The sequence below is a fragment of the Lentimicrobiaceae bacterium genome, assembly GCA_020636745.1.
GTDB lineage: Bacteria > Bacteroidota > Bacteroidia > Bacteroidales > Lentimicrobiaceae > Lentimicrobium.
This window is the reverse complement of record JACJXH010000001.1, coordinates 552,534-577,241: the sequence shown is the minus strand read 5'-3', so window position 1 is coordinate 577,241 and position 24,708 is coordinate 552,534. Positions and strand designations below refer to the sequence as shown.

Here is a 24,708-nt window from a genome sequence, read left to right as displayed (position 1 = left end):
GATCATGCCACAATAGCCTGTATATCAACTACATACAATTACAACACAATAACTATCTAAAAAAGAATATTTATTATGCACTGATAATCAAACCACAAGGCTTTTGTTTAGAATTCATATAAATTACACTTCCTGCATTGGCTAAATGAACAAAAACCCCGCTTCAGGAATGTGAAACGGGGTTTTGAATAAATAGAAAAAAAATTATTGAACAATTACCTTTACAACTGTGGCTTCTACACCTGCCGATAACTTAAGCAGATAAATTCCCTTGGCGTAATTTGAAAGATCAAGTTTGGTTTTGAACAAACTGCCATTACTCTGGTGTGCTTGATCAACTATTACTTCACCTCTGGCATCAGTTACAGATATTCTGAATTTGAGCAATTCAGGCATTCCACTAATTTCAACACTAAATAATCCATTGGTGGGATTTGGCAAAATTTTAATTTCAGCTTTACCGATGTTATCAATTCCAAGACATTCAGCAAACTGCAAGTTTTTTTGGGCTGAAGCCTCACCACATCCAAACAAGCTACTGACATTTAAAGACAGGGTAATCCCATTGCCAACAGTATCCTGGGTTCCGGGAAAATAAACTGTATTTAAAGCAGAAGCATCCTGAAAACTGCCATTGCCATTTGACACCCATTGGTAAGAACCGGCATGCTGAGCCACCCCTGTCAATAAGATACTGGCAGTTTTGCAGATGGTTGTGTCATTTCCGGCAGATACCACGGGTAATGGATGAACGAGAAGCAACAACTGATCTTCAACCTGCGGGCATGCACCCAGTCCAGTAATTTTGGCTGAAATCGACGCCTGGCCATTTATCAAATCAGCAGCGCCGGGTTGATAGGTTGTTTCAACAGCTGAAGCATCTGTAAACTGCCCATCGCCTGAAGTTTCCCACGAAAACGAAGAATAATTTACAGCTTCGGCAACCAACTGGATGTTTTCACCTGCGCATATTTCCTGATCTGGTCCGGCTTCAACAACTGCTGCAGGAGAAATAGAAAGTAAAGTTGTATCAGATGCATCGGCACAGGAAACATTACCCGTAACATTAAAAATTAATTCTACCATTCCGGCTTCGAGGTCGGCTATGCCAGGCGCATAAATTGCCTCAGCAGACCCGGGACTGGTAAAAGTACCATCACCCAAAGTGCTCCACATTACAGCGCTGTAGTCAGTTGCAACACCGGCCAACTGAACTGGTTCAGCCCCACAGCTTTCATAAGCAGGGCCTGCTTCAGCAGAAGGAGCTTTATTGACGGTCAGATTAAGAGAGTCGGATGCACTTCCGCAACCAAAACTACTGTTTACATTAATTTTTAGCAAGACACTTCCCGATTCAATATCCTGAACACCCGGAAGATACTCTGGTGAAAGAACGGCAGGATTAGAGAAAGTTCCATCTCCATCGCTTGTCCACAATATTTCTCCCTGGCCTGAAAGCTGAGCAGATAAAGCGACCTGAGCTCCGGCACATACAAACAAGTCATCTGGAACTGAAACTGAAGGAGCTTCGTTAACCACAACTTCAACAGAAGAAGTAGCAGAATTGCCATCAGAGGTAACAGTAACTGAATAAACAGTAGTAACATCAGGTGTCACAACGGGCTCCGGCAAATCGGACGTAAAACTTCCGGGAGAGGAAGTCCATTCGTAAACAACATCACCTGAAGCGCCAGAAACCTGTGCACTAAGAGTGGCAGATTCACCGGCACATATAGTATCAGGTGTTGCAACTGCCACAGCCATCAGAGGAGTTCCAAAAGTAAAAGCACCTATACGGGTTTTCCAACTCTGATTACTTGTAGACTGATAATACTCCTGAGTGTACCAAAACACATCAGGATGAGCAGGATCAACAGACATCATACTGTAATCGCCCCAGCGCTGATATGAGGATGTTTGAGAGCCACCACCTGCAACAATATCCTGTTCAGCTATGGTCATTACACCTAAAGGATCATTGGCATAACGGCCTGTAAAACGAATTGAAGGATAGACGGAAGAACTGGATGCCGAGAATCCTAAGGCAATATCACCGGCTTCATTCATTGCGATAGATCCCATCCAGCGTGAAGTAGCATCAGGAGAATAAGTGCCTTGCTGATAAATGCTCCACCCTGAGCCGGAATTGCGAAGCTCATACCACCTTATTCCGGCATGACCTGAAACATTAACTGTATGGTTTGCAACCATTGCCTGGTATGTACCAAAGTTACGATACTGCAACCTATACATCAACCTGTTACTGATGGTTTGCAATGTAACCGAAGTACCAGGCTGCGGTACAGAGTTAATATTTGAACTGAAGGGCATTGTTGGAAGTGAAATCAGTTCAGTGAAGGTTGAATTTGCCGGAGTTTCCCAATCAACCTGCAGGGCATGCAGCACCAGCATATCAGTTGAACCATCGCGGCCATAGGCAAATATGGCAGGACTTCCTTCCGGAGGAAACGCTCCATCGCAATCGGCAGGTAAAAAGCTGGATGGATTTCCACTGGCTGGTGTAGTAAAGAAAACCATGGAAGCATTGGGGTCACCAACCAGCATTTTATCACGTTCAAGAGCAGCAACTCCGGTTCCATTCCAGTTTAAACTACCAGAAGTAAATGAATTTACCGAAAGATAATAACCATCGCGCCATACACCCAATTTTGGATAATCGGGCATATTGGTAAAAGTAAAAGCATAACGATACCAGGAGCCTGTGGGGTCTCCGGTTTGTGAAACGGCAATTAATTCATAAAACGGACCATTGGGATAATTGGGCAAAGCAAACTGACTGGCAACCCAACGATCGGCCTGCTCATCATAAATAACCACAGGGTCACCGTCATTTGAGCTTGACCAGGGGCCTGGAAAACCATTCCAGAGTGTTCTATTGTCAACAGGGCCATACAGCAGGTTGCCTGATTTATCCCAGATAGCAAAAGCAGCATTCACCATCTGCATATAATGATTCGGTCCTACATCGCCCTGTGTATCAGGAGGAAGATAGCCACTAACATTCCCTACCCCGTTAAAACTTTGCAAAAGAACACCTTCGCGGTTTCCCTTAAAGTTCTGGGCATCTTTAAAATCAGCATCAGTAGCTTCAGGAAGCGGAAGATTACGAAAATCAGGCATATCCACTTTATTCTTAACAATGCCATCCTTCCAGCTAAGATCGCGCTTACTGGCTTCAATTACAGGCATTTCTCGCAAAGGAGGCGAAACATCAAAATAAGTGGCCTTTGATATTTCGGCAGGCCTGAGAACTTCCTGTTGAGCCAGCGTTGTCAAAGACAAGCTTAGCACCAACATAATTGTGGTGTACAAGTGTTTCATAAGAGTTTATTTGTGATGAATTCAGTAATTATTCCAAAGTAAATCTGAACCTTTTCTTTAATTTCTCCCTAAAAAGATAAAGGCCGGTATAATAAGGCAGCAGCACTGCAATTGAGAGCAAACCAGCCCATCCTTCATTCATGAGGTTGACAAAAACAATCAACGAAATGATAAGTAAAAGAAAAGGAAGCAAATAGCCGTAAACAACAGCCAGGTTTCCGTTGGCCACATCCATGTGAACTTTTACGGATGCACCAACTGCGACTTCCGGTGCAGTTCTTTTGTCAATCTCAATAATTTTTTCACTGGCATCAGCACTACCGCAAACACCACCTGCACTGCACGAAGCGCAGGCACTCATGCTCATAATTTTTACATAGATAGAATGCTCATCCATGTGGTCAACTATACCATTTTTGGCAATACAATCAACAGTCCCGGTCATTCAGCATCAATATTTATCAATTAGGGTGTGGACAAAGATACGGGCAAAATCTTTCCGTTGAAAAACTTATGTCCATTCAAGGCAAATTCAGCCACATATTCGCCCATTTGAGTAGCTGAAAGCGGGGCCTTATAATCAGGGAAGGCTTTTGACAGCATTTCAGTTTGAACAGCTCCAAAAGCGAGACAATTTACTGAAATATGTTTTTCGGCCAGTTCCAAAGCCAGGCATTCGGTCAGAACAGAAAGTGCTCCTTTGCTGGCGCTATAAACAGACAAGCCCGGAAATTTAACACTTCCCTGAACGCCTCCCATGCTGCTGATATTCACTACGTGCGCCCCGTCATGAAAATAAGGCAATAAAGCCTGGGTAAGTAAAAAAGGAGCCCGGATATTTACGTTGAAAACGTCATCAAATGATTTATTGGTAATTTGGCCAAAAGGCTCGTTGAGCATGGCACCTGCGTTGTTGATTAAAACGTCAATATGCCCAAGTTGCCTGAAAACCTGGAATGCCAGTTTATTAAAATCACCGGATGCCAAATCAAAAACAACCGGCTGAACAATGGTTTCCTGGCGATGAATATTACATTCGCCGGCAAGTGTTTGAATTTTAATACTATTGCGGGCTATAGCCACCAATTTGTTTCCAGGAGCATCTGCAAGTATTTTAACGGTCTCTCTGCCAATGCCGGAAGAAGCGCCGGTTACAACTATATTCATCTGTAATGTCTTATGTTAAAAAAGTGTGAAAGCTATTTCAGTGTACAGGTTTAAATCAGCTTCAAAGATAATCTGAGGCGCCAGTCTGATCATTTCCAAAAAGAGCCGTAGCTCGTTGGTAAATACCATGCACCCAGGCAATGGCCATTCCGTAATTTGTAACCGGGATACCTGCATCTACTGCTGGTTTCAACCGGTTAATAATCTGTTTTCGGGTAATGACACAACCACCGCATTGGATTACCATGGCATAGTCATGGATATCGCGCGGAAGTTTCGACAAGCCAGCAACCACTTCGTATTCAAGCTTTTTGCCTGTATAATTACCAAGCCACCTGGGTATTTTTGCCCTGCCTATGTCATCGCATGAAACATGATGCGTACACGACTCCAGTATGAGAATACGATCGCCGTCCTTTAGGTGAGCGATGTGTGGCGTTCCCTTCAGATAATTTAAAAAATCGCCCCGTTGTCTGGCCAACAAGATACTGAAACTGGTGAGTGGAATATCTTTAGGCACAGAAGCATCAGCTTTCAAAAACACCTGACTGTCTGTAACTACAAGCGAGGGCTTAGGATTCATGCGGCGGATAAATGCATCAACTTCACGTTCCTTGCAAACAACTGCCACACCATCATGGTCAAGAATGTCACGAATAGCCTGCACCTGAGGCAATATCATACGACCTTCCGGTGCTTCAATATCAATAGGAGTGATTAGCAAAACTACATCGCCATATCGAATCAAATCGCCTAACATGGAAGGTGAACGGTATGCTGATTCCGGAATCAATTTACGCATAGCTTCAATCAGCATCGCATTATCAGGATTGAGTAAAGCGCTAAAATCAATCACCGGAACGCGGTAATTTATCTCTAATTCCTGCTTCAGCCCATTGTCAAGAGGTTGTTTATCACTCTTGTTATGAACTATCAAAAAGGGCACAGACTGTTCGGCAAGATCGTCAATCAGATTTTTTTCGGTTTCGGCAAATCTGTTACCTTCTATCACCAGAATAGCAAGATCAATAATTTTAAGCGTTTCGCGGGTTTTGGCCACACGCTTTTCACCAAGTTCACCTAAATCATCAATTCCGGCAGTATCAATAAGTATTACAGGCCCAATCCCGGGTATCTCCATTGATTTTTTAACCGGATCAGTAGTTGTGCCGGCAATTTCTGAAACAATGGCTAAATCCTGCCCCGAAAGAGCATTTATAAGAGAACTTTTGCCATTATTGCGACGGCCAAATATGCCTATATGTGGTTTAATATCCTTTCCTTTCGACATAGAAAACAACTCTTTAAACTTTTTATTCAAAAATTAGCAAAGTTACAACCCAATAAACCGGCTTATGTTTAGAATAAACAAACCTTTCAAATACCAGGTAACTGATACAAAAGCCAGGCTCTCTAAAACCAGAAGTTTAAAATCATGATGAAGTCAGCATTTGGATTCAGCTACAAATCACTGATTGAATATCCGGCTTTTAACAAATTAGAGGGTTGGAGTAATTCAATAAGTTTTTCTTCAGGCATTAATTTTAATTGCTGGTTCAATTCCAGAATACTTTTTCCTTCTAACTTCATTAGTTTAGCCACTTCAGCAGCCTTGTGATAACCAATTACCGGGCTGATGGCAGTGGTTATGGCTGGGCTGTGCATAAGGCGATGAAGGCTTGCTCCGGTATTCACGGTTAAACCTTTCACCATGTTTTCCAACATTGAACGGCAGGCGGCAATCATTAGTTTGAGGCTACCTATTAAACTATGCCCGATAACAGGCAGATAAGCATTGAGATCCAGACATCCCTGCGCACATAAGCCAGATATTAAATTATCGTTGGCATAAATCTGATGGGCCGAACTTACCACAAATTCAGCAATAACCGGATTCACCTTTCCGGGCATTATTGAACTACCAACCTGCATCTGCGGAAGGACAATATCGCCATTACCAGCTACATCTGAGGCCAGCAAACGCAAATCTGAAGCTATTTTCTCCAGATTAACAGCATGTGCTTTTAAAGTTGCATGCACTTCCACAAAAGCATCGAGATTACTTGTTGTATCGGTCAGGTTTTCACCACGGGTAACCGGCAATTTTGTTAGCTGTTGCAATTGCTGCACAACTTCCATCAGAAAAAAACGGGGGACTGCAACAGATGTTCCGATGGCACTTCCTCCCAGATTGACAATTTTAATACGTTCAAAACATTTTGAAACCCGCCACCAATCGCGCGAAAGCGCATCAATATAATTTGAAAACAGCTTTCCGAATGATGAAGGTACAGCTTCCTGCATCTGTGTATAGGCAACACGTAAATGATGCCGATAGCGGTTTTCCAGCACTTCAAAACCTGCTCTGAGGTCATTTATTGCAACCTCAAGATCATTCAGCAAAATCATGACAGCTACTTTAAGAGCTGTGGGAACAACATCGTTGGTGCTCTGAAAAATATTGGCATCTTCAGTGGGATCAATCAAATGATAATCACCGGGTTTGTGTCCGAGTTTCAGCAAGGCTGAATTGGCTATAATTTCATTTATATTCATATTGATACTCGTTCCGGCACCTCCACTAACAGCGGGAACGATAAAATGCCCGACATATTTCCCTTCAGCAATTTCTGAAGCAACATCTGTCATAACCTTTATAATATCTGCCGGAATTATTTTAACAGGCAGTGGTTGAGCACCAAATTTCAGCTGTAATGCCTTAAAATAAGCCGAAGCAGTAGTATAACAGGCTTGTTTAACCATTCCCATGGCGCGATACCATTCAGGATGAAATGGGGTATGATCAGGAAAATTTTCACTGGCCCTTAACGCGTGAATGCCATACAATGCATCAGCAGGAATATTGCGGGTACCAATAAAGTCGGTTTCGGCTCTTTGTTCCATAGTTTAAAAGTAAGTTCAAAATTAGCAATAAATATCAAACATCGTTGAAATAGAGTCAAGGATACACATCGATAAATTAACTAATTTTGAACCTCAGGATAAATGGTGTCAACTGCCGGATATTTTCCTGTTATCTAGAATCAAACTGACTTTATGAGCGAAAAAGTATTCAGCATTGAATCACATAGTCCACTGGACTTGTTTGGGGCTGGCGACAGCAACCTGAATGTGATTAAAGAACTCATTCCGAAATTAAAAATAATAGCTCGTGGTGAGTTTATTAAAGTAATTGGCGAACCTACTGAAATTGAAACCTTTGAATCATTATTTAACCTGATTATTATTCACTTTGAGCGGTTTGGAAATATTACAGGGAATGACATCAGGCAGCTTGCCGAGCCGGGGAATAGCAATGGAATATTAAAAGACAGCCCGCCTGATGTGCTTGTTCATGGCCGCAACGGAATGGTTATCAAGGCCAGAACTGCCAACCAGATGAAGATTGTGCAAAGTATAGGCCATAACGACATGGTTTTTGCCATTGGACCTGCAGGAACGGGAAAAACCTATACAGCAGTTGCACTTGCTGTTCGAGCTCTTAAAAACAGGGAAGTTAAAAGAATTATTCTTACACGACCCGCTGTAGAAGCCGGCGAAAACCTTGGTTTTCTGCCGGGCGATATGAAAGAGAAGCTTGACCCTTACATGCAACCATTATACGATGCATTGCGCGACATGCTTCCGCCCCAGAAACTGCTGACCTATCTTGAGGACGGAACGATTGAGATTGCACCTTTGGCTTTTATGCGCGGCCGCACTCTTGACAATGTTTTTGCCATTCTAGATGAAGCTCAAAATGCTACCAGTATGCAGTTAAAAATGTTTTTAACCCGCATGGGCCGTTCAGCCAAATTCTTTATTACCGGCGACATTACTCAAATTGACCTGCCTCGCAATCAGCAATCAGGTTTAATTCAGGCTACCAGGATTTTAAAAGACATACCAGGCATCGACATTATCACCCTTGACGAATCAGATGTAATCAGGCATAAACTCGTTTCAAGTATTATCAAGGCATACGGTAAAGAAAACAATCAATAAAAAGAATAAAGGCGAAGCCTGTTGCAGACTTCGCCTTTATTTTGATGTATAAGCAAATACTAACGGTTCACCAGAATTTTGCTGATACCTGAACCTTCAGATGATGAATACTTCAGAAAATACATCCCATTACATAAAGATGAAATATCGATAAATACAACACCTGAGCCCATTACCGACTTAACTTCAGGCGTAATAACCACCCTGCCATCCGTTGACATCAGGTGCATCTCAACCTCAACATTTTTATCGCTTCCAATTTCTACCCTCAGCCAATCTTTGGCCGGATTTGGATAGCACCTCACTTTAAGTTTGCCGTTAACACCCGCTTCAGTTTCACCAATACCGGTAGTTGTGCTGGTATAGGAAATTTCCCATCCTTCGCCCTGCACCTCATCATTGGTATAAAACAACACATAAGCTTTGGCTGAAGGAACCAGAATTTCGTCAGGAATCTGGTTTCCCGAATATGTTCCGATAAGGGTCTGAGATACATAATCAAAAACCCTGATTACGTCATTTTCCGGCTCGGTGTTGAGCGAATTGAATGTTAAAAGAATTGAGCTGGCACCTTCGGGCTGAATTTTAAATTTACAAACACTGTTGTTGTGATAGGGCCTGTCAGAACTTCCATCACTAAATGTTCCTTCAGGCGCTGTAAAGGTAGTAAGGCCCGAACAATAGGAAACAATATCACTTGTATAACGCGCTCTCCAGCCACTTCCGGTATTTCCCGAAGTCAGAAACTCAACATACATTTTATCACCACTGGCAGTAATTGCAGGAGGCAAGGCACTTCCGGTATATGTTCCGAGTAATGGAGAACCTGCATCAGGTCCGTCATACACATTCAAAGCATCGATACCCGAGGTAACATCAAATTTATCAAAAACCAAAGTAAGGTTTTTTACAGAATCATCAGGGGCAATCAGCCAGCCACAATTAAGGCCTGAAGTATAAGGAGCTACCGGTCCGCTTCCATCTTCAATGGTTCCGTTATGTCGGGTAAGCGTTGTAACGCCGGTGCAATAGTACGGATAATTATTACCTGGAGTAAAATTAACAATTGCGTTCTGACTTTCAGAGAAATTATTCCCTCCCGGATTTAGGTTATTCAGATAAAAATAGCCGTTGTAAGAACCACTCCAACCCCAGTTAAAATGAAAATAATCAGTTCCCTGGTAACCATCAAGATTAAAAGCATGCCCCCCGGTACCATGTCCGCTGTAATATAACGGCCAGCCATTGTCAAGATTAGTCATAAGCAAGGCAGCCCATTGAGCATCTGAATAATCGCCCTTTGACTTGATTGAAATTTGTGATGAATAGCCAAAATAATCGCGCATAGCGTCAGGAACATCAGCACTGTAAGCTCCTGAGCCATCGGGAGCATACATCATATCAACCGCTACTCCACAATGATACTGAATTTCAGCCATTTCATAATTTGACTCACCACCAATGTTATTATTCATCTGGTTATAATCATAATTAGATTCACCAAAATTGACCGATAAATATCCATAGTCAGAATAATAACCATGTGAACCTGTGCCCTGCAAAGGATATCGCCAGTAGTTAATCACCTGCGACATAGCTGTTGCAACACAACCTGCATAAACCCGGCCACCCGGCCCGCCTTCTGCCTCAGGACACAATGCATTATATCTGGCCCCCTGATCCCAGGTGCTGTTTAACAATGGCTGAACTTCAGTTGTTCCCCTCATATTTAAAGCAAGCTCAGGATTATATTGCAATAAATCAGCCCATTTCATACTAATATCGGCAGTAGCCTGAATATTTCCGGTGGTTAAGTCTTTTAGCTGAAGTTTATATCCTTCGAGCCATTCGTTTAAATTTACCGGCATGTTTTCGGTTGTAAACGATGATTCAAAAGAATATCCCAAAACAGGAACTGAAGCATCGGTGCCTGCCACAAGCACAAATCCGGCAGGACTCATATTCACTGCATAAATCCGATCCTGTTCTGTTCCCAAAGGAACAATATCCTTAATCTGAATTTCAGAAAAGGCAACTGTTTGAGAAATATTCAGCCTGCTGTGCATAAAAGCTTTTGCTACCGACTCTGCTTCGCGCTGATGTATAGTTCGCCCGGTTACGTTTAGAAATAAACCACAGACAATCAAAAATAAAAGGTATTTTTTGTTCATAAGGCAAGTGTTTATCAGAGATTCAACCTGGTTGACAACCTATTAAAAAAGAGGCTTTCTGTTACGAAAGCCTCTGATAAAAAATTTAAAATTATTTTAGTTAATCACAAGCCTGCGTGAGATGCTACCCTGATCACTATTGATGCGGAGTACATAAACACCTTTGGCGATATTGCCTAACTGCAGGGTTTTATCAACAAATCCGGCCAAAATGCTGGAAGTTTCATTATAAACCTGTTCACCAACAAGATTAAAAATACTGAAATTTACCTGTGATGATTGCTGAAGGTTAAATTTGATCTGAGTGTAGCCCGAAGCCGGGTTGGGATATACTGCAAGGTTTTTTGCAAAATCCTGCTCAGTTGTTCCCACATTTGAGATATAATACTCAGCATCAAATCCCTGAAAGTTATTGAACCCATTGGTTGAGAACATGATCATCATCTGACCGGTAGGAGAAACAATAGGCTCAGGAATTGTATTTCCTGAAAGGTTAGCCAATAATTCATTGGTTGGAATGGCATAAACCCTCAGATTATCTTTATCAGGTTCGAGATCAAAAGAAGTAAAAGCTAAAGTAAGATCCTGAGCACCAACACCCGGCATAATTTTCCACTTACAAACGGTGCTGTTGTTATAATTATGCTCCCCGCTGCCATCTGAGAAAGAGCCAATTGGGTCTGTCAGGTTGGTAATACTACTTGTACAGTATACCGGGTATGAAGAATTAAATTCTGCCTGGAAACCCTGAGCTTCATCAGAACCATCAGTAATAAAACGAACAAACATTTTACTGCCTGTTGAAGTTACCTGAGAGGTTGAGGAACCTTGTCCGTAAGCAGCGAGCATAGGAGCATTTTCATTTTCTCCGTCATAAATTTTGATACTGTCGCCGGTTCCGAGTAACAGTGAATTAAAATTGATAGAAATTGAATTAACTGAATCTGAAGGGTCAATCAACCATGAGCAGGCGCTGTTGGCCAGATAATTGCCCAATGGGCCGCTGCGATCTTCAAAAATACCCAGAGGAGTAGTAATAACATGTGCATCACAATCATAAGGATAATTGGCTGGATTAGGAATAAAATTTCTAACCATTCCCTGCTGACTGCTAAAACCGCCTACATCACTCAATGTAAAGAAACCATTGCCGGAGCCACTCCATCCAAAATTAAAATGGAAAAGATTTCCTGAGGCTGTTTCCTGATAACCATCGCATACAAAAGCATGACCACCATCAGGACTCTGACCGCTGTAATATAAAGGTTTCATCTCATCAATACTGGTTTTGAGCATACCTTCCCAAACGGCAAGTGTATAAGCCATCTTTTGCAGATACTGAGCTGAGGTTGAGTAACCAAAATAATTTTTAATTGCATTGGGTACATCAGCACTATAGGCGCCTGAACCATCAGGAGCATAACCCATTCTTACCGCAACACCGCAGTGATACTGAAGTTCGGCTACTGCGTTCACAGCCTGACCATTGCCAGCATTGATTGAATTAAGCATCGCATCCCAGTTATAATGGGTTTGACCAAAGTTGGCAGTTAAGGTTCCATAAGGAGGACAATTATATGAATAACTTCCTATACCCACTTCCGGATAGCGGTAGTATGTCATAATCATCGACATGGCAGTTGCAACACAACCGGCATACACCCGTCCACCAGGACCGGCTGCATCTTCAGGACAATATGCATTGTAAGGATAATCCTGATTCCATAAGATGGTCAGTAAAGGTTCAACATCACGGTATCCATCCAGACTAACCCTGGCTGAAGAAAGATTGCTGTAGTAATCCCAGGCCTGAACGGTTGAAGCTTCAGCCCGTGCATTATTGCTGCGGCCAAAGTCAATTTGCTCAGCATAACTCATCATGAAACTTCTGAAATTCAGATTCTCATCCATTGATGGAAAGCTGCCTGTTGATGAATATCCGATTACCGGTGTATAAATATCATCTGCTGAAATAACAACATAACCGCCACGGGTTACATTAAAAGCATAGAATACAGGCTGTCCGTTATATTCCTGAACTTTAACAACTTCCAGTTGAATATCATTAAAGTTGAGAGCTTCACCTTTTTGAACCATCTGTTCATAAATAAAACCCTGAGCAACAGTTGCTGCATTGTTTGGGGTTACAATGCCTGCAAAAGCATTGGATGCCAGAACTATAGCAATAGCAAGGCTGAGTAATTTTCCAAGTTTCATACCTGATTTGATTAAATTATTGTTAATGGTGACGCCAAAAATAAAAAAAAATGCCTTAACTTAAACTGTTAAAGCATTTTATTCTCAGCTATTCTGCAATTACTTTATCACAATCCGCTTATTCAGCTGTTCAGATCCGCTATTGACAGACAACAGATAAATGCCTGCAGGTAAACCAGATAAGTCGATACTTTTGAGACCATTACTCCCAATTATTTCCTTACCACTGGCATAAACAACATTTCCCAGCAATGAAACAACCCTTATGGCACTAACCTCTTTCGAAGTATTTAAAGCAATGTTGAACACACCATTTGAAGGATTGGGAAACACACTGATTTCAGGCTTTAATTTAGCCACAACCGGAATTGATGTTGTGTTGGATATACTTACATTGTCAATAAAAACATTATCTCCCTCGCCCTGCAATTGATTTGAAAAACGGTTACATGCCTGCAGAGTGATATCAAAAATGGAACCTGCCCATTGTGAAAGATCAAATGTAATTCTCTGCCAGGGGTCATCTCCTGCTGTTACAGGGTTAAAATCTGAAATTCCATCATCGCTTGCTATCTGTTGGCCATTGACCAGCACTCTGAACCATGAGTAACGGGGGCCAAGGCTGTAAGTTTGCCTGAGATCAAGCTCCAAAGCCAGATTTTGTATGCCGGTTCCATCTACGCCACATATATGAGCTTCGCTATGAAACTGTCGGTTTTCAACCCAAGCCTGTTCAGGCGTTGCTGCGGTTGGACTACCCTTCCATCCAACCGGAACAGGATCGCCGTGGAAATGCAAACCAAATGCACTTTGATTGGCTGCATATTTATCAATAGCCGATTGCGATTTAACCGTATCCCACAGCTCAAAATAACCTGGCATTCCATCCTCATAATCCACTGAATAAAACGGAACAGCTCCTTTAACATGAATAAAATCGGGCAAATTTAAGGTCGACATTCCGTTAGCATTTGAGGCATTCAGGCTCACAGAATACAAACCCGGAACCTTAAAAAGCACTTCAGGGTTCTGCATATTCAGATTGCTTCCGGCGGCCAACTCATACGTGGAGGGCGAAATTGACCATTCCCAGGCATCGGGGTTATATAATGATAAATCATTCAACACCACTGCGCTGCTAATGCATGGCGTGGTATCGCTCACACTGATGTTTACATAAGGTGAAGGCGAATCAGTTACTGTAATATAATCGGGATAGGTAATGGTATGGGTTCCGAAGTCATTGGTAACAGTAAGACTTACATCAAAGGTTCCTGCAACGGGATAAACAATATTTTCAGGATTCTGCTCGGTTGAACCTGCAGGAATGGCACCTTCAAAAGTCCATGACCATGAAGAAGGCACTCCGGTTGATTTATCAGTGAAGCTGATTCCTTCTCCACCTGGAAGTATCGTGGTAACCGGTGTTTCAAAAGCAGCAGTGGGTTCAAATGGAGTGTGAAGCACCGCCTGATAGGCATTAATTCTGCCCGCACCCAACATACCCACATAATCAGGATTTACGCCATATATATCATCAGCAGTTGATTTCAGAATATTTTCAACCTGTGCCGGTGTAAGCAAAGGATTGATGGACAACACCAAACCGGCTAGGCCTGCCGCAACAGGGGTTGACATGGAAGTTCCCTGTGAAAGGTCGTAATTTCCATAATTAGAAGCATTGAATGTTGTGCTCATTAATCCTGCAGGGCCAGGAGAGCTTACTCCGCCCGGAGCACTTACGTCTACTGTAGTGCTGTAGTTTGAAAAATCGCTTTTTGCATCATTCCAATCAGTAGATGCGACTGAAATAACGTTGGCATAGGCCGAAGGATAGTGCGGAGTTGTTACGTTATCGTTTCCGGCAGCTCCTAACAATACAATTCCCATGTTAGAAATAGTATTGATTAAATTTTGATTGGTTTGCGAATATCCGGAGCCTCCCCACGACATACTGATAACATCAGCACCATTGGCTGCAGCCCATTGAATTCCAGTATAACCATAAATACTGTTGGCATTTGTATTGGCAGCTGCTTTAACAGCAATAATACTTACATCAAATCCGACCGAAGCCACCCCTATTTCATTATTACTGCTTGCTGCGGCAAGCCCGGCACAATGCGTTCCATGCGACCATTCAGCAGGATCTCCGGTTGAAGGCGGGTTAGGATTATCCGTATTATAATAGGTATCGCGTTGAGCCACAATTTTGCCGGCCAAATCAGGATGATCCACCCAAACAGCATTATCTACAATGGCTACCTTTATTTCAGGCGAACCTTTGGTAATATCCCAGGCCAAATCAGCCTGGATACGCTCCAGATGCCAATTCCAGTTTTGAGGTCCGTTGTAAAGCGTATATAACGTATCGTTGGGCGAAAAATCTATCCGATCATAAGGAACACGTTCAACATATTCCAGGTCGGGTGAAGACTTCAATTGATTTATGATCTCATCTACTTTCTCAAAATCTTCAAATTCCAGCATCAAGGTGCGACTGAGCTTTTGATCATGATTCAAATCAAACGGCCTGGATAAATCTTTAAGCCTGTAAGAATTTCTCAAAGCCGAAACAGCAGGAACATCCTCTATATCAACCTTATTATCTGACCTGACCGAAAACTGAGGAACAATATTATCCTTGTATTTCAAATAAATCCTTCCATCGTGGTAATCCTGATATACAGTTTGTCCGACCAGGGGATTGATGAAAAATAAGATAGTGCCTGCCAATAGCATTTGCAGGTAAAAAAAGCGCTTAAAGCGAATAAAAAGAGTATCCATAATTCAAAGTTTGTGTCTCTTTTATAACAAAAAAAACAGCTAATTGTCGGAAATAAGGCTAAAAAAACAAGATCATAAGGCGTTTTTCGTCATTGCAAGTCTTTAAAACATTTATTTATGCCATTGTTTTTCAACTCATTATCACAACTTTAACTAATTAATAATGGTCGTTAATTTGCCTCACTTCAGTTATTCAAGCATTCACCAGATGGGTAAACACGAAGGCCTGATATGAAAATTAATCGCCATGATGATTCAGACAGAGTGACAGAAGCAGGCAATTACGCAAGACACCGATACTACACTTTTGAATTTCAGCATCTTAAAAATGACACATTGACTTTATCAGGTGCTCATTCAACCTCATCAGAAAAACAAAAACAGTGAGACAATAATAGCCTGAAAGTATTGCGGCTGAATCTGATTTACTAACTTTGCCACCGACAGAAAATGAACCTCTGGTTATCCGGAAGAATTAAAACCTTTGTACAAAATGGCGGGAAAAATACTGATTACCAATATCAAAAAACTTGCAGGCATTGAAAAAGAAGGAGTTTTGCTTAAAGCTGGCAAAGCGATGTCAGAACTGGAAAGTATTGACAATGCCTTTTTGCTGATTGAAGATGGAAAAATAAGCGCTTTTGGGGATGCCGCAAAGGCTGACCAATATGTAATTGACCCTGACGACTGCAAAATAATCAACGCACGCGGAGGTATGGTTTTTCCATCATTCTGTGACTCACACACTCACCTGGTATATGCCGGAAGTCGCGAAATTGAATATGTTGACAAGATCAAAGGCTTGTCATATGAAGAAATTGCAAAACGTGGCGGAGGGATTCTCAACTCAGCCAAACGCCTTCACGAAGCTACTGAAGAAGAACTGACCGAAGATGCCATGTTGCGATTGAATGAAATGATGGCCCTGGGAACGGGTGCGGTTGAAATAAAAAGTGGATATGGACTAAATACTGAGGATGAGTTAAAAATGTTGCGCGTCATCAGGAAACTTCAGGCCCTGAGTCCGCTCACCATCCGTGCCACATTTTTGGGTGCACATGCGGTTCCTGAAGAATACCGTGGCCGCCAAGGAGAATATGTTGATTTGATTATCAATGAAATGATTCCGGTTGTTGCTTCAGGTCATATGGCCGACTTTATTGATGTTTTTTGCGATAAAGGATTTTTTACTCCTGAAGAAACAGAAAGCATCCTCATGGCAGGCATCAAGCATGGTCTGAAACCTAAAATCCATGCCAATGAGCTTGATTATTCGGGAGGCATTCAGGTAGGTGTAAAATATGATGCCCTTTCGGTTGACCATCTTGAATTTACCGGCGATGAAGAAATAGAAGCATTACTTAACTCTGAAACTATGCCTACCCTCTTGCCTGGCGCCGCATTTTTTCTGAATATGCAACATGCTCCGGTTCGCAAAATGATTGATGCAGGCCTTCCGGTCGCTTTAGCAAGTGACTTTAACCCGGGCTCCTCCCCTTCTGGAAACATGCAGCTTATCCTGTCAATGGGAAGCATCATGTTCAGGATGACTCCAGAAGAAGCCATCAATGCATGTACATTAAACGGAGCCTATGCCATGGGTGTCAGTGATGAACTGGGAAGCATTACTGTTGGCAAAACAGCCAATATTTTTATTACCAAACCTATCCCTTCTGTTGAATTTATGCCCTATGCTTTCGGAAGCAATAAAGTTGAAACAGTGATTCTGAATGGAAAAATCATTGAATGATGATAAAACCTGTTCATCTGCAACAACTGCCAGGAAATCAAAACAAACATCAACCTGATAAAAACACGACTTGGGAAAATCATTTCTGAGAATTAAGCCGGAAAAAAATCAAACATGAACATTTCCATTCACATTTCCGGCATCAGTCAATGAATCCAAAAATCAAGATCACAGGAAACTCAAAAATAACTCACCAGATATGAAACAAATCATCGAATGTGTTCCTAATTTCAGCGAAGGTCGCGACCTGACAATAATTAAACAGATTACGGATCAGATGCAAACAGTTGAAGGCGTTCAGCTGCTGGATGTTGATCCGGGCGCAGCTACCAACCGCACGGTAGTAACCATAGCCGGAGAGCCAGAGCAGGTTATTGAAGCAGCATTTAAAGCTGTAAAAAAAGCCATGGAATTGATTGACATGAGCAAACACACCGGCGCGCACCCCCGTTTTGGCGCAACAGATGTATGTCCGCTTGTTCCCATTGCCAATATTAGCATGGAAGAAACGGTTCAATATGCACACCGGCTTGCTGAGAGAATAGGCACAGAACTGGGCATTCCGGTTTATTGCTATGAAGATGCAGCCCTGACAACCGTTCGCAAAAATCTGGCCAACTGCCGTTCAGGCGAATACGAAGGATTGCCGCAAAAGCTCAGCAACGCTGAATGGAAACCTGATTTCGGGCCTGCAACATTTCTGCCTAAAACCGGTGCAATTGCTGTAGGAGCCCGCGATTTTCTGGTGGCTTACAATGTAAACCTCAACACAACCTCAACACGAAGAGCCAATGCCGTTGCCTTCGACATCAGGGAGAAAGGCCGCCCCATGCGCGAAGGAAACACCGTAAACGGCAAGATTATGAAAGATGAGCATGGCAATCAAATCAACATACCCGGTACACTCAAAGCCTGTAAAGCAATTGGCTGGTTTATTGAAGAATATGGCATTGCCCAGGTTTCAATAAACCTGACTAACATCAGCATTACCCCGGTGCATGTTGCTTTTGAAGAAGCATGTAAAAAAGCGCAGGACCGGGGTATGAGGGTAACCGGCTCTGAACTGGTAGGATTAGCTCCGTTAAAAGTATTTACTGATGCCGGTAAGTATTTCCTGCGTAAGCAAAATCGTTCAGTTGGTGTTTCAGAAGCCGAACTGATAAAAATAGCCGTAAAATCACTTGGGCTCGACGACCTCAAACCGTTTAACCCGGAAGAAAAAATCATTGAATACGTACTGCGCGACAAATCGCAGAAAAAACTGATTGATTTAAGCTGTGCCGGCTTTGCCGATGAAACCGCATCAGAATCACCAGCTCCGGGCGGAGGTTCAATTTCAGCCTATATGGGTGCACTGGGCATTTCATTGGGCACTATGGTAGCCAATCTTTCTTCACACAAACCAGGCTGGGACGACCGCTGGGAAGAATTCTCTATCTGGGCAGAAAAAGGCCAGTTGCTGAAAGACGAGCTTCTGCATCTGGTTGATGAAGACACCAATGCTTTTAATAAAATTATGGATGCCTTCGGACTCCCCAAAAGCAACGATGCCGAGAAAGCTGCCAGAACTGCTGCCATCCAGGATGCAACAAGGTATGCCATTGAAATTCCGTTTCGTGTTATGAAAAAATCTTTTGAAACACTGGAAATTATTAAAGCAATGGCTGAAACAGGAAACCCAAACTCTGTTACCGATGCAGGTGTGGGCGCCCTTGCCGTTCGCTCGGCTGTGATAGGGGCATTCCTCAATGTAAAAATCAATGCAGCCGGTTTGTCTGACAAAGAATTTGTAAAATCTGTAATTGCTGAAGGCGCTGAAATTGAACTCAAAGCACGCCAGATGGAAGAAGAAATCCTTGCTATTGTAAACAGTAAAATCAATAGTTAGAAGGTAATTTTATTTTCTGAGCTGAAGCAAACTCCCTGTCATCGGGGATTTTGCTTCAGTTAATGATAAAATTCTCCTACAATTAAATTATCATCCAACTCAATTTAAAGGAATGACCCACGAGCTTTTCACAACTGCTGTCTTATTTTTTACCTCATTTTTTGCCATCATCAACCCGCTGGGTGTAATGCCGGTTTTTATGACCATGACATCAGACCTAACTGAGCAGCAGCGACGAAAAACAGCCGTTAAAGCAGTGATTACAGCCTTTATCATTCTATTGGTTTTTGCCATTGGCGGGCAGTTGCTGTTCAAGTTTTTCGGCATTTCAGTCAATGGGTTCAGAATTGTTGGCGGAATTATATTCTTTATCATGGGCTACGATATGTTACAGGCCCGCATCAGCAAAATCAAAATGGACGATGATATGGTAAAGAAATATGTTGATGACATTTCTGTTACACCGCTGGCAATACCCATAATTGCAGGCCCGGGAGCCATTACCAACTCCATCGTGCTGATGGAAGACAGCCAGTCGTTTCAGCTTAAAATTATTCTTATTTTATCGATTGTACTAACCCTGGCCTTAACGCTGGTAATGTTGTTGGGCGCCGGAAAAATTATCAGAATATTAGGTGATACCGGCAATAAAATCATGATAAAGCTAATGGGACTCATTATGATGGTCATTGCTGTTGAATTCTTTTTTGCCGGTTTAAAACCCATTCTTCAATCAATTTTCAATATCAGTCCAACCTGAACCGGCTGATGGCCCGGCAGTACTCTGCTAATGAGGCGATGCTCAATAATAGAACGGACTTCGGGAAACAGCCTGCATGCGTAAAATGTCCTAACAAATCTTTTTCAAAATTTTAACATAATGATTATCAGGTCAGTAAAAAATAAGTTGAATACATTAACCATTGAAATCAGAAAAATCATCATTACTTTTGAAGAAAAAAAAGCCTCTCTTTTAACCCATCAGACATTTAAAATCAACAATTTTGACATCCTTTTACGACAATTACAAGATTCATTTCGAAGAATTTAATCTGCACGAAAATCAGTTTGACAATCCGAGCAGACTTCATGGCGTAATGCATTCATACAGGGTGATGATTCATACGCTGTACCTGGGATTCATTACAGGAAGAGAAAAAGAAGCGCGGAATGCATTTTTTGCCGCTTATATTCATGATATGGCCAGAAAACATGATGGCTACTGTACAAAACACGGAGCAGATGCCGCTCAGCACAAACTGCCGGAATACGCAGAAAAATTCATTAAAAATGGTGCAACTCAAAAGGATTTAGTTGTGATTGGCAAAGCTGTTACCTTACACTCAACCGGACTTGAATTACCTAAAGAAGACACTGACTGGCATACAGTTGCCATTCTAAAGGATGCTGATGCCTTAGACAGAATCAGACTGGGTCAGCACGATTTGAATCCATCGTTTCTCAGATATAAAGAAACACACAACTGCATTAGTTTTGGAGTAAAATTATACAACGCTACACAAACAAAAAAGATACATTCATTGAATGAGCTCATGATAGTAGCGCTGGATGCATCCATAGAAACCGGGCTCAATGCATAGAAAAAAGCAGGCAAATCAGTAAAAATCAAAAAAATAAATACTGTTTATTATTTTCTTAACTTTGTATCCTGAACCTGATGGTTTTTCGAAAGAGGAATCTTATTTCAGGTGATAACGATTTATCCACTTCTGCTCAATTGGATAAATCATTTTTTTTGTCACTAACAATATGAAATAATGCCCAAGCAGATATACTCCGTAATTACCGGATCAGGTAGCTACATCCCAACCCAAATAATACCCAATTCGGATTTTTTAAGCCGTGATTTTTATGAATCAACAGGGGAATTAATGAACCGGCCTAATGCCGAAATTATTTCAAAATTTCAAAAGATTACCGGCATTGATGAACGCAGGTATGTTGAAGACGAATTTGTATGCTCAGATATTGCATTCTTTGCTGCAGAAAAAGCCATAGCCGATGCAAATATTGACAAGGAGGAACTTGATTTTATTATTGTTGCTCACAATTTCGGCGATGTAAAACATGGAGGGACTAAGGTTGACACCGTACCCGGACTGGCTTCAAGGGTAAAATACAAATTAGGTATAGCCAACCCTTTTACAGTGGCTTACGATCTTCCTTTTGGATGTCCGGGATGGCTTCAGGCCGTTATTCAGGCCAATTATTATATCAAGGCGGGAGATGCCAAACACATTCTGGTTATTGGTTCTGAAACGCTTTCGCGCATCAGCGATCCGCATGACCGCGACAGCATGATTTACTCCGATGGCGCCGGTGCGGTGATTCTTTCTGCCATGGAAAGTGAAAAACCTGTTGGAATCTTATCGCATGTAACCCGCACTGACACTCTGGAACAGGCCTACCTTCTTCGAATGGACAAATCATTTAATCCTGCCGATAAAGACAACCTCTATCTTAAAATGAATGGCCGCAAATTATATGAATATGCTTTAAAAGTTGTTCCTCTGTCAATTAAAGCAGCCATTGAAAAAAGCGGATTACCCATCACTGACATTGAGCGCATTCTTATTCATCAGGCCAACGAAAAAATGGACGATGCGATTGTGAACCGCTTGTATGAATTATATGGAATTAAAACCCGTCCTGAATTTTCAATGCCCATGACTATCTCCTGGCTTGGCAATAATTCAGTTGCTACATTGCCTATCCTTTATAGTCTTATCATGAACGACAAAGTTGACAACCATCAGCTAAAACCCGGCGACCATTTTGTTTTTGCTTCGGTTGGAGCCGGAATGCATGTAAATGCAATGGTATATAGGATACCCGAATAAGATGCCGCATTTTACGGCACAACTGCCGCATCATAAAAAAGAGAAGGAGGACTTTGTATCCTCCTTCTCTTTTTTTCTTTAACGGGCAATATCAATCTTTACTGTTTTTTTCTTTATTTGTTCCCGGGTTATCCGCAACAAAACATGTTTGACAAATTTTCGTTTTACCGCGGCAAAAGAGGCATAATCCAGCACTTCAATCTTACCAACATCATCTTTATCTAGCTTCCCCTTCTGAAGCAAAAATCCGGCAATATCTCCTTTACTTATTTTATCCTTTTTACCGGCACCAATATATAATGTTTCCCAAACCGGCAGGTCAGGAATTTCATTTTCGTGAAGAACATCCACAAACTGAATTTGCTCAGAAATAAAATCAGGCACATAATCGTCAGCAGCCATAACGAGCCAGGCTGTGCCGTGTGCATGCATACGGGCGGTGCGTCCATTCCGGTGCAACCATGCCGTATGTGTAGTTGGAAGTTGATAATGGATAACATTTTTAATTTCCGGAATATCAAGTCCGCGAGAAGCCAAATCAGAGGTTAGCAACAGATGATGAGTTCCGTTTCTGAACTTAATAAGCGCCATTTCTCTGTCTTCCTGTTCCATTCCGCCATGATATTTCCCATGAACTATGCCCTGCCCTGAAAGTAAATCGCTGATACGTTCCACTGTTTCGCGGTGATTGCAAAAAATAAGACTGGCTTCGTTACCTAAATGACAAATCAAATTAAATAAAATGGCCAGTTTATCAGTTCCTTCGGCTCTTACACCACAAAGATTCAACCTCTGCAATGGCTCATCAGATGTAAAATTGATAAAAACGGGTTCAGTCACTCCGGTAAAGGCCGGAATTTCATCGATGGCTGTCGCCGAGGTGAGTACCCTTGTTTTAAGTCCAAAAAGCTCTCTGACAATAAATTCCATCTCATTTTTAAACCCCAGCTCTAATGATTTATCAAACTCATCCAGCACCAGGTAGTGAATACGGGAAGGGTCAAAACTGCCCCGGCGCAAATGGTCGGCAATACGGCCGGGAGTGCCAACAAGCAATGCCGGAGGCTCTTTCAGATTATTTCGTTCAGTACGCATGGGATGCCCCCCGTAACACGCATTCACTTTAAATCCGGTTTGCATTTTCCTGAATACCTGTTCAATCTGCAAAGCCAGTTCACGCGATGGGGCAAGAACCAATGCCTGCACACCTGCCACATTGGAATCTAGCATCCTTAGCAATGGGAGCAAAAAAGCCAGTGTTTTGCCCGAACCTGTCGGGGAAAGCAAAACTATATTTTTACCGGGCTGTATAGCCTTAAGCGCATCCTCCTGCATGGGTTTCAACGAAGAAATACCCATTCGTTCAATAGTAGTTTGTATCATAGCTGTTCAATAACCCTGCAAAGGTAGAAAGATAAACAGGGGCAGGACAAACCCGATGCAAATAAACTGGAATGCAGCATCAGTTACATAAATGTACTGAGGAGAAAATAAATTCCTGCAGACACGACCATTGACACAGGAATGGTTAAAATCCAGGCCCATAAAAGGTTGATGGTTATACCCCAGCGAACCGCTGAAACCCGTTTGGCAACTCCAACGCCCATAATAGCTCCTGTAATGGTGTGTGTTGTACTGACGGGAATGCCAAAAGCTTCTGTACCAAAGAGCAATAATGCGCCAGCTCCTTCGGCAGCAACGCCTTCAAAAGGGGTAATTTTTGTTATTTTACCACCCATAGTTTTTACGATACGCCATCCACCCATGAGAGTTCCCATACTAATGGCTGTATAACAACCCAGTATAATCCAGTGCGGAATGTCATGTATTTTCCCATTCACCAGTTCCACCTGAGCCCAATCAGGAATCAGGGATGGATCAACACCATTAAAATAAACCATGAGTGCTGCGGCTATAATTCCCATAACTTTCTGAGCGTCATTACCTCCATGCCCTAAACTGAACAAAGCTGAAGAAAGAAGCTGAAGACTCTTGAACCATTTATTAAGCCTCCCCGGATTTCCCCATCGGGTAATATGTAAAAGAATCACCGACAGAAAATAGGACATAACCATCCCCAAAAAAGGAGCCAGAAAAATGAAAGATACAATCTTGAGCACTTTCCCTGTGTGAACAACATCAAACCCACCGGCATGCGCAATAGCGGCACCGGCAAAACCACCCACAAGGGTATGTGAAGAACTTGAAGGAATCCCAAGATACCATGTAAGTAAATTCCAGAGTATAGCAGCTATCAATCCCGATAAAATCACCGTGAGCGTTATTGCGCTGGTATCCACTGTTTTTGCTATTGTGTCGGCAACATTCAGATCAAAGATCAGATAAGCCACAAAATTAAAAAATGCAGCCCACAATACAGCCTGAAAGGGTGTTAAAACTTTGGTAGAAACTACCGTTGCTATTGAATTGGCTGCATCGTGAAAACCATTGATCAGGTCAAAACCGAAAGCCAGAACAACAATTACTACAAGAATAATGAAATTAAAGTCCATACCGGTA

16 protein-coding genes are annotated in these 24,708 nt (G+C 42.1%); 6 read left to right on the top strand and 10 right to left on the bottom strand.

The genetic code is table 11. The annotated features are described in order from the left end of the window. Positions 1–204: 204 nt before the first annotated feature. From H6541_02270 to H6541_02250, 5 genes are all read right to left on the bottom strand, one after another. Entirely contained in the window at positions 205–3,342 is a 3,138-nt protein-coding gene (locus H6541_02270) for a T9SS type A sorting domain-containing protein (GenBank protein MCB9014591.1), read from the bottom strand. Between the two features lie 28 nt (positions 3,343–3,370). Further along, positions 3,371–3,787 (bottom strand): SoxR reducing system RseC family protein, encoded by a 417-nt coding sequence (locus H6541_02265; GenBank protein MCB9014590.1) that lies wholly within the window; start codon positions 3,785–3,787, stop codon positions 3,371–3,373. A 20-nt stretch (positions 3,788–3,807) separates the two neighbouring features. Next, positions 3,808–4,509, bottom strand: a complete 702-nt coding sequence (locus tag H6541_02260) for an SDR family oxidoreductase (protein ID MCB9014589.1) — start codon at positions 4,507–4,509, stop codon at positions 3,808–3,810. 61 nt (positions 4,510–4,570) lie between these two features. Next, entirely contained in the window at positions 4,571–5,800 is a 1,230-nt protein-coding gene (hydF, locus tag H6541_02255; protein ID MCB9014588.1) for a [FeFe] hydrogenase H-cluster maturation GTPase HydF, read from the bottom strand. A 170-nt stretch (positions 5,801–5,970) separates the two neighbouring features. Next, a complete protein-coding gene (locus tag H6541_02250; GenBank protein ID MCB9014587.1) occupies positions 5,971–7,413 on the bottom strand; it encodes an aspartate ammonia-lyase in 1,443 nt (480 codons plus the stop codon). A gap of 153 nt (positions 7,414–7,566) precedes the next feature. Here H6541_02250 and H6541_02245 point away from each other — a divergent pair, with 153 nt between their 5' ends. Then, the gene (locus tag H6541_02245) at positions 7,567–8,514 is read left to right on the top strand and encodes a PhoH family protein (protein MCB9014586.1); all 948 of its coding nucleotides are present in this window, start codon (positions 7,567–7,569) and stop codon (positions 8,512–8,514) included. A gap of 59 nt (positions 8,515–8,573) precedes the next feature. Here the strand turns inward: H6541_02245 and H6541_02240 are convergent, their stop codons facing one another. The 3 genes from H6541_02240 to H6541_02230 form a co-directional block, all read right to left on the bottom strand. Continuing rightward, on the bottom strand, positions 8,574–10,685 hold the full coding sequence (locus tag H6541_02240) for a C10 family peptidase (protein MCB9014585.1): 2,112 nt from the start codon (positions 10,683–10,685) through the stop codon (positions 8,574–8,576). A 96-nt stretch (positions 10,686–10,781) separates the two neighbouring features. Beyond that, on the bottom strand, positions 10,782–12,902 hold the full coding sequence (locus tag H6541_02235) for a C10 family peptidase (protein MCB9014584.1): 2,121 nt from the start codon (positions 12,900–12,902) through the stop codon (positions 10,782–10,784). Positions 12,903–13,001: 99 nt separating this feature from the next. Next, the gene (locus H6541_02230; GenBank protein MCB9014583.1) at positions 13,002–15,689 is read right to left on the bottom strand and encodes a S8 family serine peptidase; all 2,688 of its coding nucleotides are present in this window, start codon (positions 15,687–15,689) and stop codon (positions 13,002–13,004) included. Between the two features lie 493 nt (positions 15,690–16,182). Here H6541_02230 and H6541_02225 point away from each other — a divergent pair, with 493 nt between their 5' ends. The 5 genes from H6541_02225 (at position 16,183) to H6541_02205 (ending at position 22,188) form a co-directional block, all read left to right on the top strand. Beyond that, on the top strand, positions 16,183–17,439 hold the full coding sequence (locus tag H6541_02225; GenBank protein ID MCB9014582.1) for an imidazolonepropionase: 1,257 nt from the start codon (positions 16,183–16,185) through the stop codon (positions 17,437–17,439). Between the two features lie 199 nt (positions 17,440–17,638). Further along, complete coding sequence (gene ftcD / locus H6541_02220) at positions 17,639–19,327, top strand: glutamate formimidoyltransferase (GenBank protein ID MCB9014581.1); 1,689 nt, start codon at positions 17,639–17,641, stop codon at positions 19,325–19,327. A gap of 112 nt (positions 19,328–19,439) precedes the next feature. Continuing rightward, complete coding sequence (locus H6541_02215; protein ID MCB9014580.1) at positions 19,440–20,087, top strand: NAAT family transporter; 648 nt, start codon at positions 19,440–19,442, stop codon at positions 20,085–20,087. 244 nt (positions 20,088–20,331) lie between these two features. Then, the gene (locus tag H6541_02210; GenBank protein ID MCB9014579.1) at positions 20,332–20,928 is read left to right on the top strand and encodes an HD domain-containing protein; all 597 of its coding nucleotides are present in this window, start codon (positions 20,332–20,334) and stop codon (positions 20,926–20,928) included. Between the two features lie 177 nt (positions 20,929–21,105). Then, positions 21,106–22,188: a ketoacyl-ACP synthase III gene (locus H6541_02205; protein MCB9014578.1), complete on the top strand. Its 1,083-nt coding sequence runs from the start codon at positions 21,106–21,108 to the stop codon at positions 22,186–22,188. 78 nt (positions 22,189–22,266) lie between these two features. On the opposite strand, the gene H6541_02200 is transcribed toward H6541_02205, so the two are convergent. Continuing rightward, positions 22,267–23,571 carry a DEAD/DEAH box helicase gene (locus H6541_02200; protein ID MCB9014577.1) on the bottom strand — a complete coding sequence of 435 codons (1,305 nt, stop codon included), beginning with the start codon at positions 23,569–23,571 and terminating at the stop codon, positions 22,267–22,269. 83 nt (positions 23,572–23,654) lie between these two features. Beyond that, complete coding sequence (locus H6541_02195) at positions 23,655–24,701, bottom strand: inorganic phosphate transporter (protein MCB9014576.1); 1,047 nt, start codon at positions 24,699–24,701, stop codon at positions 23,655–23,657. Between the last annotated feature and the right edge of the window lie 7 nt (positions 24,702–24,708).